Source organism: Streptomyces sp. AM 4-1-1 (genome assembly GCF_029167625.1).
GTDB lineage: Bacteria > Actinomycetota > Actinomycetes > Streptomycetales > Streptomycetaceae > Streptomyces.
The window spans coordinates 3,571,372-3,584,837 of the sequence record NZ_CP119145.1; the positions used below are offsets into that span (position 1 = coordinate 3,571,372).

Here is a 13,466-nt window from a genome sequence, read left to right on the forward strand (position 1 = left end):
GCCGGACGCGCAACGGGCCTACGGGTCGCGTTGCACGGCACGCGGGCGCATCAGATGTGCACGATGTCCGCCGTGCGGCGCTCGGCGCACCGTCGTACCCGCGCCCGTCCCGCGCCTCCACCACCGGAACTAGTGCCGTGACCGGCAAGCTTTGCCCTGTCGCGCCGCCCAGCACGCACGCTCGCCGCGTTGGCCGAAAGCCCTGGTAGCTCCTCCCCCAAGGTCTTGAGGACCAGGGGGGACCCCCTCCAGGACTTCCGGCCGCCTTGCGATCACACGCACCGGACGACGCTCCTTGACGGGCAAACTTTGCCGGTCACGGCACTAGCACCCGTACGCCCGCGTACGCCGGAGGCTCCACCCGGCCGGGATGCGCCCGGTCAGGACACGCCCGGTCAAAACACGCCCGGTCAGAACGCGCCCGGTCGGGACACTCCTCCAGACGTCAGTCGTCGAGCGCCGGGACGACCAGGAGCTTGCCGCGCGTACCGCCCGCCGCGAGTCGCCGGTGGGTCGCGCCCACGCCCGACAGCCCCACCGAGTCGGCGATCCGCAGGGTGAGCACGCCCTTCTCGACGAGCCGGCCGAGCCGGTCCAGCCGCTCACCGTCCTGCTCGACGAACGACATCCGTACGGTGATGCCGCGTTCGGGCCCGGGAGCGGCGGTGGGCACGATGGACACCGCCTGGCCCCCGTCCTTGACCGCGGCGATCGCGCCGGGCAGTCCGGCCGTGTCCAGCAGCGCGTCCGCGATCCCGGCGGGCAGCGGCTCGTCGTCGGTGAGGACGGTGTGGGCGCCCAACGCACGTACCGCGACCGTGTCGGACGGCCGGACCAGGGCGAGCACGGTGACGCCCCGGGCCACGGCGAGCTGGACGGCGAACCCGCCGACCGCGCCGACCGCGCCGGTGATCAGCAGGGTGCTGCCGGGCTCCGGCGCGAGCAGTTCGAGCGCCTGGTCGGCGGTGAGACCCGCCAGCGGCAGCGCGGCGGCGTGCGTCAGCTCGACACCGTCGGGCGCGGGCGCGGCGAGTGCCGAGTCCAGGGCGACGTACTCGGCGTGCGTACCGACCCCGGTGGCCATCTGGGCGGACATGGCGACGACCCGGTCGCCGACCGCGAACCGGTCGGTGCCCTCGCCCAGGTCGACGACGGTGCCCGCCAGGTCCCAGCCGAGGACGAGGGGGAACGGCTGGTTCACGTTCGCCGCGGCGCGGCCGGACCTGACCTCGATGTCGACCGGGTTGACCGCGGACGCGGCGGTACGGACCAGGATCTGGCCGGGTCCGGGTGAGGGCATGGCCAGCTCGGCGACGGTGAGCAGTTCGGGATCGCCGTACTTCGGCAGGACGGTGGCGCGCATAGGACCTCTCCGCGGGATTCGGCGAGCGCAGTAGCTGCGACTCTGGCGTTCAATGCTTGCGCATGAAATTAACACGGGATGGTTCCCGCTGTCTCGGCCTTGCGTGAACTTGCCGAAGAGGCCGTATTTCTCGCCGCTGAAAGGGCCATCGGTGCGGTGGCCGGGGAAATGAGATGCTTGACGAAGCATATAAATAAGAGGCACCATCGGTCTGTCGCTGCTCAGCTCGTCCCATCGAGAGGTGATCCATGTCCGTCTCAAGCTCGGAGTCCTTCAGCCGGCTCGTCGCACCCGGCCGCACCACGGTCGAGGTGGGAACGCCGCGCTCGGGCACCGTCGCATCGAACGCGCAGCTCCTGTCCGGCCTCTACGCCTTCAGCGAGCAGATCGACTCGTGGGTGGTGCGTGCCGCGAAGCCGGTCAGTTACGAGATCCGGGTGACGGACGGTCTCTTCGACCTGTCCCGCACCGACCTCCTGGAACCGTCCGTCGCCCTCGGCGAGCGGGTGCGGCGGTTCATCGTCATGGACGCCGATGTCGATCTGCTGCACGGCGACCGCGTCCGCGCCTACCTCGACCACCACGACGTGGACTACCACCTGTGCGTGGTGCCGGCCGACGAGACGGTCAAGGACTTCGAGACCGCCGCGCGGATCGTCCGTGAGATCGACGCCTTCGGGGTCGACCGCCGACGCGAGCCGATCCTCGTCATCGGCGGCGGTGTCCTCATGGACATCGTCGGACTGGTCGGCAGCCTCTACCGTCGCGGCACCCCGTTCATCCGGGTGCCCACCACGCTGATCGGCCTGGTGGACGCGGGCGTCGGCGCCAAGACCGGCGTCAACTTCAACGGCCACAAGAACCGTCTCGGGACGTACTTCCCGGCCGATCTCACCCTCCTCGACCGCTCCTTCCTCTCCACCATCGCACGCCGCCACATCGGCAACGGCCTGGCCGAGATCCTGAAGATCGCCCTCATCAAGGACGCCCGGCTGTTCGGCCTGCTGGAGGAGCACGGCCCGCTCCTGCTGGACGAGAAGTTCCAGGGCGTCACCGAACTGGGCGACGCGGTCGCCCGTGACGTGCTGCGCCGGGCCATCCACGGCATGCTCGAAGAGCTCCAGCCCAACCTGTGGGAGGCCAAGCTGGAGCGGACCGTCGACTACGGCCACACCTTCAGCCCGACCGTCGAGATGCGGGCACTGCCGTCACTGCTGCACGGCGAGGCGGTCTGCGTCGACATGGCGCTGACCACCGTCCTGGGCTGGCGTCGCGACCTGGTCACCACCGAACAGCGGGACCGCGTGCTGGCCGTCATGCGCGGGCTCGAACTCCCCAGCTGGGACCCGCTGCTGGACCAGCCGGAGCTGCTGACGGAGGCGCTGCGGGACACCGTCCGGCACCGCAACGGCCAGCAGCGGCTGCCGCTGCCGGACGGCATCGGCGGCGCGGTGTTCGTCAACGACCTGACCGAGGCCGAGCTGCTGAGCGCCGTCGACGACCTGCGCTCCCTGGGCAGCACCCGCGGCGGCCGGGATGTCTGAGGGTGCGCTGACAGACGCCGTACCCATACCCGCACCCGTAGCCGTATCGCGTCGGCACGCCGCCACGTCGTCACCGCACGGTTTTCTGCCGCCGCGTGACGCGGTCCTCGTCGCGGACGTCAGCGGCCCCGCCGACATCCACGGGGTCCACGGCACCACGGGTCTCACCCGGTGGAAGTGCCTGGCGACCGGCACGGACCTGTACGGCACCTGGGAGGCGATCGAGTGGGCGAGCGTGCCGCCGGGTGGTGTGAGCGGTGAGCACCGGCACACCCGTACCGAGGAGATCTACTTCGTGCTGCGCGGCACGGGGGAGATCGTCCTCGACGGAACGGCTCACGCCATCCGCCCCGGCTCCCTCGTCCTGACCGGCCTCGGCACGGTCCACGGGCTGCGCAACACCGGGGACACCGACCTGGACTGGCTGGTCGTCGAGATGCGTTCCCCCGAGTTCGCGGCCGCGCTCGGCGCCCCCGCCGACCCGCCCGCCCGAGCGGGCGAACACCGCCACTCCCCGCCCCGTCCTCAGCCGAAGGGAACCGAGGTGCACGCACGACTGCACGATCTGCGGGCCGAACGCTCGGTCGACCCGAGCGGGGTCTTCACCGGCCCTCTGCGCCGCGTCTCCATGGAAACGCTCGACCCGGGCGCCACCACCGAACTGCGTGCCCAGGACAGCGAGCACACGGTGTTCGTGCTGTCCGGCACCGGCTGGGCCGACAGCGGATCGGGGACGGTCGAGCTGTCCCCGGGCACCGCCGTGACCCTGCCCCTCGGCACGGTGGCCCGGTTCGGCGCGGGCAGGTCGGGGACGCTGGAGTACTTCCACGCGGAGCTGGCCGTCGCGCCCCCGGCGGACCCCCGATGATCGTCGCCCACCAGGACCTGCCCGCCCGTCGGATGCGCGTCGGCGGACCGGAGGCCACCTGGCGGTGTCTGGCCCGCCGCGGCATGTTGCACAGCGAATGCGAATCGTTCGAGCAGGTCAGGCTGGTCCAGGACGCCGAGCTGGCGCACGACCCGCGCAACGGCATGGAGTCCGTGGTCTATGTGGCCGCGGGGTCCGGCGAGCTGATCGACGAGGCCGGGACCCGGCCGCTCGGCGCCGGGACCGTCCTGCTCGCCCCGGCCCGTGCCGCGCTGCGCGTCCGCGCCCGCGACGAGGGCCTGGACCTGATCGTCCTGCGCTCCCTGCCGGCCGAGGTCATCACGCGGCTGCCCGCCCGGGTGCCGGAGCTCCCGGCAGCCGAGCAGACCCCAGTTTTCCGCTCCGCGTCCGCGGAGCACTGACCCCGGAGGAGGCTGCGGTGACTGATCACCACGAGCACGTATTGCCGCCCGTCGACACCCTGCTGTGCGGGCGCTGGCCCATCGGCACCATGCGGGCGTCCGCCATCCTGGACGTGGGCAAGGTGGGCTCCACCGAGATGGAGATCCCCGGCCCGGAGCTGGGGCACGTACTCATCGCCCCGACCACCGTCGGCATCTGCGGCACGGATCTCGAACTGCTGCACGGCACGGCGAGCTATGTACGCGACGGACGCGCCGTCATGCCCCATGTGTACGGCCACGAATGGACCGGCCGGGTCGTCGCCATCGCGGGGAACTGCCAGTACTCCCAGCAGCTGAACATCGGTGACCGGGTGGTCGGGCAGACCATGATCTCCTGCGGCGGCTGCCGCGCGTGCCAGCGCGGTCGCCGCAACGAGTGCTCGCAGCTCAAGGAGACCGGCCTCTACGGGCAGCAGGGCGCGGCGGCGGAGTACATCCGGCTGCCCGCGCAGACACTGACCGTGGTCCCCCCGGGCGTGGACGACCTCGCCGCCGCGCTGGTCGAACCCGCGGTGACGGTGCTCGCCGGCCTGGACAAGGTCGGGGTCTTCCCCGGCGAACGCGTCCTGGTCATGGGCACCGGCACCATCGGGCTGCTCGCCGTCCAGATGGTCCGCCGGGTCGCGGGCACGGTCGACGTGGTCGGGGTGGATGACGCGGGCATCGGGACCGCGCTGCGGATGGGCGCGGAACACGCCTTCACTCCGGGCCAGGCCAGGGACGGTGGGTACGACGTCGTCATCGAGGCGTCCGGGTCCACCACCGCACTGCTGGAAGCGCTCCGGGTGGTCGACATCGGCGGACGGATCGCCGCCATCGGCGTGCCGAACGAGTCCCTGCCCTCGGTGGACGCGGCCGAGATGGTGTTGCGCGGCGTCACGATGATCGGCGTCAGACACGGTCTCGACTACTACGAGCGGACCCTTCGGCTGTTCGCCGACGGGGTGCTCACCGCCAAGGGCATGATCGCGGACACCTTCGAACTGGACCGTGCGGACGAGGCGTTCGAACTGCTGGAGCACGGTCGGCGGGCCGCGCCCAAGGTCGCACTGGCGCTGACGCCCCGCCCCTGAAGCGCCGCTCTGCCCCCGACAGCGGGCGGGAGCCGGGTCACCTCCCCCGCCCGGCTCCCGTGACGCGCCTCAGCGCCGCTCTGCCGCTGTTTTCTTGCCCCCGCCCCCGCCCCACTCCACCCGCCGACGTTTCACGTGAAACAGACCGGGCGGGGTCTGTTTCACGTGAAACGGACCCCGCCCGTGAGACCTCGTTCCCTTTCGTCCTCGCCCCCATCCGACCCGCTCATCAAGGCCCGACCGATCTCCAAGGAAGGCACACCATGTCCCGTCCGATCGCCGTTGTCACAGGTGCCAGTTCCGGGATCGGGGCCGAGGTGGCGCTGGCCCTCGCCGCGTCCGGCCACGACCTCGTGGTCGGTTACGGCCGCCAGGCCAACGCAGCCGAACGCCTCGCCGCGCGGATCACCGCGGAACACGGTGTCCGAGCGAAAACCCTCGCCCTCGATCTCGCCGACCCCACGGACGCGGGCCAGACCCTCGGCCGGGTGATCGACTCCATGGGCGGCATCGACGTACTCGTCAACAACGCCGGTCTCAACCGTCGCGCACTGACCACCGACGAGAACCTCAAGGACTGGGACCACCTCTTCGCCGTCAATCTCACCAGCCCGTTCCAGCTGGCCCAGGTCGCCGCCAACCGCATGATCGAACAGGGCAGAGGCGGCCGGATCATCAACCTCACCAGCGTCCACGAGCATGTGCCGATCGTCGGCGGCGGCACCTACTGCGCGGCCAAGGCCGGGCTCGGCGCGCTCACCAAGGTGATGGCGCTCGAACTGGCCCCGTACGGCATCACCGTCAACGCCGTGGCCCCCGGCGAGACCGCGACCCCGATGAACAAGGTGCCGGTGGGCATGGACGCCGCCGAGATCGCCCGCCCGGCGATTCCGGCCGGCCGCCCCGGCCGTCCGCAGGAGGTCGCCGCGCTCGTCGCCCATCTGGTGTCACCGGGCGCCGCGTACACCACCGGCACCTCGATCGTCGTCGACGGCGGCCTCACGCTCACCGCGGCCGTCGCCAACGCCGAAGCGGCAGGGCGACTCTGACGTACGTACACCTGCCCGCCGCCCGCCCCGTTCCGTATCCCTGAGCCTCCCAGGAGAGACCCCCATGCCGGTCCCGGCCACAGCCACCGAAGGCACCTCCACCACAACCGTTCCGACGAGCATTCCGACGGCCCGCAACGTCGACCACTTCGCCTACACCGTCCCCGACCTCGACCAGGCCGTGGAGTTCTTCGTCGACACCCTGGGGGCCGAACTCCTCTACCGCCTGGGCCCGGTGGAGGAGCCGGACAGCGACTGGATGGCCCGCCAGCTCGATGTGCATCCCCGGGCCGGCGCACAGATCGCGCTGTTGCGGTTCGGGCCGGTCAGCAACCTCGAACTGTTCCAGTACACCGCCCCCGAGCAGCGCACCACGCTCCCCCGCGTCGTCGACGTCGGCGGTCACTGGCTGGGCATCGCCGTCGGTGATCTGGACCGGGCCGTCGCCCACCTCGCGAAGCGGCCCGGAGTACGGATTCTCGGCGAACCGCAGGTGGTGGCCGACGGCCCGACCGCGGGCAACCGCTGGATACGTGTCCTGACCCCCTGGGGCATGCAGCTCGAACTCCGGCAGGTCGCGGCCAGGCTTCCGTACGAGGTGCTGACCGACGCCCGTGTGTACCGCCCCGATCCCACCTGGGAAGGACCGGGCATCCCCACCGCGCTCGGAGTCGACCACGTCGGCTACACCGTGGCCGACCTGGACGAGGCGGTCGCCTTCTTCACCGGCCCGATGGGCGGCGAGCTGGTCCACCGCTCGGCCGTCTCGGCGGACGCTGGGTTCGCCGCCCGGCAGCTCGACGTCGAGCAGCCCGTCGAAGTGGAGACCGCGGTCATCCGCCTCGGCCCCGTCACCAATCTGGAACTGACCCACTGCACCGTCGCCGACCAGCGCACCGAGCGCCCCCGCAACAGCGATGTCGGCGGTCACCACCTCGCGTTCCACGTCGAGGACGTGGCAGGCGCCGCGGCCTGGCTGCGCGGCGTTCCCGGCGCCGAGGTGCTGGGCGAACCGCAGCTCATCGAGGACGGCGGACCGATCCACGGCGACCGCTGGGTCTACTTCCGCGGCGTCGGCGGCTTCCAGCTGGAGGTGCTGAACATGCCCGTCGGCATGCCGTACGAGCGCGCCACCACGGCCCGGCGCTACGGTCCCGCCCCGCGCTGGACCAACCGCTGATCCGGCCCCCACGCCCCATCGGCACAGGACCGAGGGGCGACACGGACGACACGGACGACACGGACGGAACGGAGGGGGCAGGTCATGCGCTGGGACGGGATCTACGTCGAGACGGCCGCGGTGGTGCCCGGAGAGCGGGAGACCGTCGCGGAAGCCATAGCGGCCGGACGCTACGACGCCGAGGAGGCCGCGCGGACGCGCCAGCGGTCCGTGGCGGTCAGCCGCGACCGCAGCGCACCCGAGCTGGCGGTGGCCGCGGGCCGTGCCGCCCTGGCACGCAGTGGGCACCGGGCCGCCGACATGCGGCTGCTGATCCACGCGAACTGCTGGTACCAGGGGCTCGACTTCTGGAACACCGCCGCGCACATCCAGAACCAGGTGCTCGGACACGGTGACGCCATCGCCTTCGAGTTGCGGCAGATGTCCAACGGCGGGATGAGCGCCCTGGACATCGCGGCCGGTCGGCTCGCGGCGGTACCCGCCACCGAGGTCGCGCTGGTCACCACCGCCGACCGGTTCGCCGAACCGGGCTTTCCCCGCTGGACCGCCGACCGGGGACTGGTCTTCGGTGACGCCGGTACGGCCATGGTGGTGTCCCGGCGCGGCGGGGCGTTCCGGCTGCTGGCCACCGCGGCCTGGTCCGAACCCTGGCTGGAGGGGCTGCACCGGGGCGACGAGCCCTTCCTCCTCAGCGGCGCCCAGGCGGGCCCGCTCGACCTCGTCGGCCGCAAGAAGGGCTTTCTGCGCCGTCATCCGTCCGAGGAGGTCACCGCGCGGAACGAGGCCGGGATGCTCACCGCGGTCGAGGACTGCCTCGGCCAGGCGGACGCCAAGATGGCGGACATGGCCGTCGTCGTCGTGCCGTTCTTCGGCGCCCGGCTCTCCGCTCTCCAGTGTCTGGACCCGCTCGGCATCACTCCCGGAACGACCCTTCAGGACTGGGGACTGACCATCGGTCACCTCGGCGCGGGTGATCAGCCGGCCGGGCTGGCCCGGCTGATCGAGGAGGACCGGCTCGTGCCCGGGGACCGGGTGCTGCTCGTCGGCGTCGGCGCCGGATTCAGCTGGACCTGCGCGGTACTCGAAAAACAGTGAACGGGCATCGGCGCACCCCCCGTTTCCCACGATCCGAGGAGAGAGACACATGCGCGGCACGGTGAAACGCCTGATCAACGAGGGCGTCGCGGTCTGGCTCGACGGGATCGGCCGGGGACGGCCGGCCGGCTCCGGGCTCCAGCGGCTGATCGCCGACCACGGAGTGACCGGCGCCCGCTTCGATCCGGCGGCGGTCTGGGACCCGTACGACCTCCAGGACGCCTGCGACGCGCTGCGCCCCGCCCATCTGCGCACCGCCCGCCGCGACGGTCTGGTCTCGGTCCCGCTGGGACCCTGGCCGGCCGGTGACGCACGGCAGTTGCTGACGCAGGCGCGGGCCCTGCGGCACGAGGTACGGCGTCCGAACCTGCTGGTCCAGATCCCCGCGACCACCGAGGCGCTGCCCGTGCTCACCGACTGTCTGGCCGAGGGCATCGGTGTGGACGCGACGCTGATCTTCTCGACGCAGCGGTACGGGCAGGTGGTGGAGGCGTTCATGAGGGGTCTCGAACGGGCCGCCGGGGCGGGGCACGACCTGGGCGTCCTCGCCTCCACGGCGTCGTTCCCGCTCGTGCCCCTGGACGCGGAGGTCGACGCGTGGCTGGAGAAGGCGGGCACCGACGAGTCCAAGGCGTTGCGCGGGCGGGCCGCGGTCGCCACCGCCCGGCTGGTCCACCAGGCGCACGAGGAGTTGTTCAGCTCGGCCCGCTGGGGCCGCCTCGCCGCGGCCGGCGCGTCCACCCAGCGATTGCTGTGGCTGCCCGGTGGGCCGGTCGTGGCCACCGGGGACCCGGTCCGCCGGGTCGAGGAACTGGTCACGCGGGGCACGGCCACCGCGCTGACCGAGGTCACCCTGCGAGCGGTGGCGGAGCGGGGAGTGGTCGCCGGGGACCGGGTGCTGCGCCACTACGCGGACGCCGCCCGGACCCTGGACTACCTCGGCTGGTTCGGCGTCTCCTCCACGGAGGTGGCCGGACGCCTGGAGGAGGCCGGGCTGAACGCCCTGGTCGCCTCCCAGGTGGACCGCGCGGTCGCCGAACTGGGTGACCGGGACAACGCCCCGAGCGCCCGGAAGCACACCTGAACCGTACGGAGTCCGCCGCGGCGCCGCCCCATGGGGCGGCCAAGACCGCGAGGGCAGCCGTACGGGGACCGTCTCCTCCGGACACCCCTGCCCGACCCCCGACGAACAGCGCCGGTCCCGGCCGGGCCGACGGGACCACGGGGCGCCGAACCGTACCGAGCCGTGCCCCGGACGCACCGAAGAGGTGGCCGGGAACGACCCTCAGGTCCTTCCCGGCCACCTCGTGTTCAAGCCAACCGTCGGTACGGCCGTCCGTACGGCCCGTTTCGCCCGTACGGTCCGCGCCGTCAGTGCCGACTGTCCACGACACCGCCGGTGCGACCGTTCGCACCGCTGTCCGCGCCGGGGGCCGGGGTTCGGAAGCCTGCCGACCCGCGGCCGGTTCAGCGGCGGTCGTCCGGGCCGGTGCCGTCCACCCCGCCCGCTCCGGTGGTTCCGTCCGCTTCCACCTCGTCCTGCTTGGCGCGGACCTCGGGGTCGAGCGACGTTTCGTCACTGCCGTCGACCGACGACAGCGGAGAGCGGTCGTCGACCTCCGTCGGCGCGGGGGGTTCGACCAGCCAGTCGGGGTTGGCCTGCTTGTCCCACCACTTCCAGGCGGCGTAAGCGCCACCGGCCAGGAGGCCCACCACGGCGAATCCCTTGACCACTCGTCCGGTCCTGGCCCGCCGTTCGTGCTTCCTGACCAGCTTCTGGATCTCCTTCGCCGTCACCTGTCCGCGCAGTGCCGCGAGTGCGGCGGCGCTGCGAGCGGTGGCCTCCTCGGCCATGGGCTGTGCCACGGCCATCGCGTGCTCGACGCGCGGGACGGTGTAGTCCGCCGCGCTCCGGGCGGCCCGTCGGGTGCGCACCGCGGCGCGTTGCGCGGCCTTGTCCACCTTCGGGGGGACGTGGGTACGGGCCAGTTCGATCCGGGGTGCGAGATGCGCGTCGTACTGAACGCGGGCCTGTTGCGCGGCCTTCGACACCTTTGGCGCGAGCCGCGTGCGGGCCTCGTGCGCGTAGTGGGCGGCCTGGTCCTTGGCCGTGTCGGCGTAGGGTGCCACCACTTCCGCGGCGTGCTGCACGCTGTCCTTCGCCGAGTCGGTTGCGGCGCGCACGCTGTCGATGCGGGTCACGAGATCCTCCTCCTTGGTGGCGGGTAAGTGCTCCGCCTATCCACCCATGCCGAAATCATGCCTGCCGGGGGCACCCGCGGCATGTGGGGCGGGCATCCGGGTCATGCGAGACGTCTTCGGGCAATGCGGTGCAAGGCGAGCGTGCGGACGACAATGCCACGGTTCGAGCGCGGGCGTGGCGCTTCCACGGGCGGTTGGCTGTTTTTCCTCCGGGATTCCCCCGAGGGATGCCGTCGCGGGATGCCGTCGGATTTCCACCGGGAGACGCTGCCGGATTCCTGCCCCGGAAGGGGTCGGAAGGATCGGAAGGGAATCCGGGAGGGCATCGGGAGGCCAGAAGCGGGCCGGGGCGGCGGCCGGGCGGTCCGTGCGAGGATCGGTGGACGTCAGTGACGTCCAGGTGGCGTCAGCGCAGACTTACGGAAGGCAGATCGTGGCCGAGCAGCTTTACGCCACCTTGAGGACCAACCAAGGCGACATCGAGATCCGGCTCCTGCCGAACCACGCGCCCAAGACGGTCAAGAACTTCGTCGAACTGGCCCAGGGCGAGCGCGAGTGGACGAACCCGAAGACCGGCGAGAAGTCCAAGGCCAGGCTGTACGACGGCACGGTCTTCCACCGGGTCATCAGCGGTTTCATGATCCAGGGCGGCGATCCGCTCGGCAACGGCACGGGCGGCCCCGGCTACGAGTTCGCCGACGAGTTCCACCCCGATCTCGGCTTCGACCAGCCCTATCTGCTGGCCATGGCCAACGCCGGTCCGGGCACCAACGGCTCGCAGTTCTTCATCACCGTGTCACCCACCGCCTGGCTGACCCGCAAGCACACCATCTTCGGCGAGGTCGTGGGCGACAGGAGCAAGAAGGTCGTCGACACCATCGCCGGCACGCAGACCAACCCCCGTACCGACCGCCCGGTGCAGGACGTGGTGATCGAGTCGGTCGTCGTCGAGACCCGCTGAACGCCGAACCGTGTGACGCGCCGGTCGTCCCGTCGGCCTGAGGACCTCCGTGAGTCCGGAAACTTCGGGCAGGCGCCAGGGCCCCGGGGCTGCCGGCGTCCCGGGGAACCAACCGCCCGCCCCGTCCGTAGTGCTTACGGGGCGGTCGGGGCAGGGCGGCTCCGCCACGCACCGGACCCGACGGCCGCGTGAGCACGGCCGCGTGACCACGGCGACACGACGACGGTCACAGAACGACGGACACCGAGACGGACCGAGGGGACAGGGGACAGAGGACCGATGGATCAGCAGCCGCCGGCGGGCGAGGACCGCTCCGCCGTCACGGACGGCGGCCCGACCGTCTGCTACCGCCACCCGGACCGTGAGACCGCGATCCGCTGCACCCGCTGCGAGCGTCCGATCTGCCCCGAGTGCATGATCAGCGCCTCGGTCGGCTTCCAGTGCCCGGACTGCGTCCGCCAGGGTTCGGGTACCGGCCACCATCCGGCCGCTTCCCGACCGCGCACCCTGGCGGGCGGAAGCATCGCGGCCGATCCCCGGCTGGTCACCAAGATCCTGCTCGGGATCAACATCGCCCTGTTCGTCGTGGCGACCCAGAGCGATCGTCTGCTCGGAGAGCTGCTGCTGTACGGCAGCAACGCCTACTACGGCCAGCCGACGGAGGGGGTCGCGGCGGGGCAGTGGTACCGGCTGCTGACGTCGATGTTCCTGCACAAGGAGGTGTGGCACATCGCCTTCAACATGCTGGGCCTCTGGTGGCTCGGCGGCCCGCTGGAGGCGGCGCTCGGCCGGGTCCGTTACCTCGCGCTGTATCTGCTGTCCGGACTGGCGGGCAGCGCCCTCACGTACTTGTTCTTCGCACCTCACGACGGATCGCTCGGTGCCTCGGGCGCGATCTTCGGTCTGTTCGGCGCGACCGCGGTGCTGATGCGCCGGATGAACTACGACATGCGGCCGATGCTCGCGATTCTCGCGATCAACCTGGTCTTCACCTTCACCATGCCCTCGATCGCCTGGCAGGCCCACGTCGGCGGCCTGGTCGCGGGCACCGTGATGGCGATCGCCATGGTGCACGCCCCGCGCGAGCGGCGGAACCTGGTGCAGTTCGGCACCTGCGCGCTGGTGCTGGTGGCGGTGGTCGTCGTCGTGGCCGCCAGAACGGCCGCGCTGACCTGAGTTGTCCACAGCGCGTGGCCGACCTTGTGCATAGTGTGGGGAACGTGTGTGCCCCTTGTCGCTGAACCGGGTGCTTCCCAGGCAGGACAAGGGGCGTAGCGCCGCCGAACGGCGGATGGCGCAGTCACACCGGCGTCAACATCACACGGGTTATCCACAGATCGTCTGACCTTTTCCCCCACCTGTGGATAACTCTGTGGGTAACTCGGACCCGGGCTCGCGGAGCTACTTCCACTGGGTGGAGACGCCGAAGCCGCCGGCGATGAAACCGAAGCCGACGACGATGTTCCAGTTCTTCAGGCCCTTGATCGGCAGACTGCCGTCGGTCACGTAGAACAGGACGATCCAGGCCAGACCGATCAGGAAGAACGCCAGCATCACCGGCGCCACCCAACTGCGATTGGTCAGCTTTATGTTGGTCGCCTGCTTCGCCGCAGGGGGCGTGAAGTCGGCCTTCTTGCGGATACGTGACTTCGGCACGAGGAACTCTC

The 13,466-nt window shown here is 71.3% G+C and carries 13 protein-coding genes; 10 read left to right on the top strand and 3 right to left on the bottom strand.

Going from position 1 to position 13,466, the window contains the following annotated elements:
* Positions 1-445 precede the first annotated feature (445 nt).
* A complete protein-coding gene (locus PZB75_RS15285) occupies positions 446-1,363 on the bottom strand; it encodes an NADP-dependent oxidoreductase (RefSeq protein WP_275535842.1) in 918 nt (305 codons plus the stop codon).
* 248 nt (positions 1,364-1,611) lie between these two features.
* On the opposite strand from PZB75_RS15285, the gene PZB75_RS15290 reads away from it, so the two are divergent.
* The 8 genes from PZB75_RS15290 (at position 1,612) to PZB75_RS15325 (ending at position 9,720) form a co-directional block, all read left to right on the top strand.
* Entirely contained in the window at positions 1,612-2,907 is a 1,296-nt protein-coding gene (locus tag PZB75_RS15290; RefSeq protein ID WP_275535843.1) for a sedoheptulose 7-phosphate cyclase, read from the top strand.
* A complete protein-coding gene (locus PZB75_RS15295; protein ID WP_275535844.1) occupies positions 2,900-3,775 on the top strand; it encodes a cupin domain-containing protein in 876 nt (291 codons plus the stop codon). The genes PZB75_RS15290 and PZB75_RS15295 overlap by 8 nt, the downstream gene beginning before the upstream one ends.
* Positions 3,772-4,197: a hypothetical protein gene (locus PZB75_RS15300; RefSeq protein ID WP_275535845.1), complete on the top strand. Its 426-nt coding sequence runs from the start codon at positions 3,772-3,774 to the stop codon at positions 4,195-4,197. The genes PZB75_RS15295 and PZB75_RS15300 overlap by 4 nt, the downstream gene beginning before the upstream one ends.
* Positions 4,198-4,214: 17 nt before the next feature.
* Positions 4,215-5,312, top strand: coding sequence for an alcohol dehydrogenase catalytic domain-containing protein (locus PZB75_RS15305; protein ID WP_275535846.1), 1,098 nt, complete (start codon positions 4,215-4,217; stop codon positions 5,310-5,312).
* Positions 5,313-5,575: 263 nt separating this feature from the next.
* Positions 5,576-6,361 carry an SDR family oxidoreductase gene (locus tag PZB75_RS15310; protein WP_275535847.1) on the top strand — a complete coding sequence of 262 codons (786 nt, stop codon included), beginning with the start codon at positions 5,576-5,578 and terminating at the stop codon, positions 6,359-6,361.
* A 64-nt stretch (positions 6,362-6,425) separates the two neighbouring features.
* Positions 6,426-7,541 carry a VOC family protein gene (locus PZB75_RS15315; RefSeq protein ID WP_275535848.1) on the top strand — a complete coding sequence of 372 codons (1,116 nt, stop codon included), beginning with the start codon at positions 6,426-6,428 and terminating at the stop codon, positions 7,539-7,541.
* An 84-nt stretch (positions 7,542-7,625) separates the two neighbouring features.
* Positions 7,626-8,636, top strand: coding sequence for a ketoacyl-ACP synthase III family protein (locus tag PZB75_RS15320; protein WP_275535849.1), 1,011 nt, complete (start codon positions 7,626-7,628; stop codon positions 8,634-8,636).
* Positions 8,637-8,685: 49 nt separating this feature from the next.
* Positions 8,686-9,720, top strand: a complete 1,035-nt coding sequence (locus PZB75_RS15325) for a transaldolase family protein (protein WP_275535850.1) — start codon at positions 8,686-8,688, stop codon at positions 9,718-9,720.
* Between the two features lie 383 nt (positions 9,721-10,103).
* Here PZB75_RS15325 and PZB75_RS15330 read toward each other — a convergent pair whose 3' ends face one another.
* A complete protein-coding gene (locus tag PZB75_RS15330; RefSeq protein WP_275535851.1) occupies positions 10,104-10,838 on the bottom strand; it encodes a DUF5324 family protein in 735 nt (244 codons plus the stop codon).
* 433 nt (positions 10,839-11,271) lie between these two features.
* Between PZB75_RS15330 and PZB75_RS15335 the strand changes: the two genes are divergently transcribed.
* Together PZB75_RS15335 and PZB75_RS15340 are read left to right on the top strand one after the other, a co-directional pair.
* Positions 11,272-11,799, top strand: a complete 528-nt coding sequence (locus PZB75_RS15335) for a peptidylprolyl isomerase (RefSeq protein ID WP_275535852.1) — start codon at positions 11,272-11,274, stop codon at positions 11,797-11,799.
* A gap of 279 nt (positions 11,800-12,078) precedes the next feature.
* Positions 12,079-12,975: a rhomboid family intramembrane serine protease gene (locus tag PZB75_RS15340; protein ID WP_275535853.1), complete on the top strand. Its 897-nt coding sequence runs from the start codon at positions 12,079-12,081 to the stop codon at positions 12,973-12,975.
* A gap of 225 nt (positions 12,976-13,200) precedes the next feature.
* Here PZB75_RS15340 and crgA read toward each other — a convergent pair whose 3' ends face one another.
* Positions 13,201-13,455, bottom strand: coding sequence for a cell division protein CrgA (gene crgA, locus PZB75_RS15345; protein ID WP_275535854.1), 255 nt, complete (start codon positions 13,453-13,455; stop codon positions 13,201-13,203).
* Positions 13,456-13,466 lie beyond the last annotated feature (11 nt).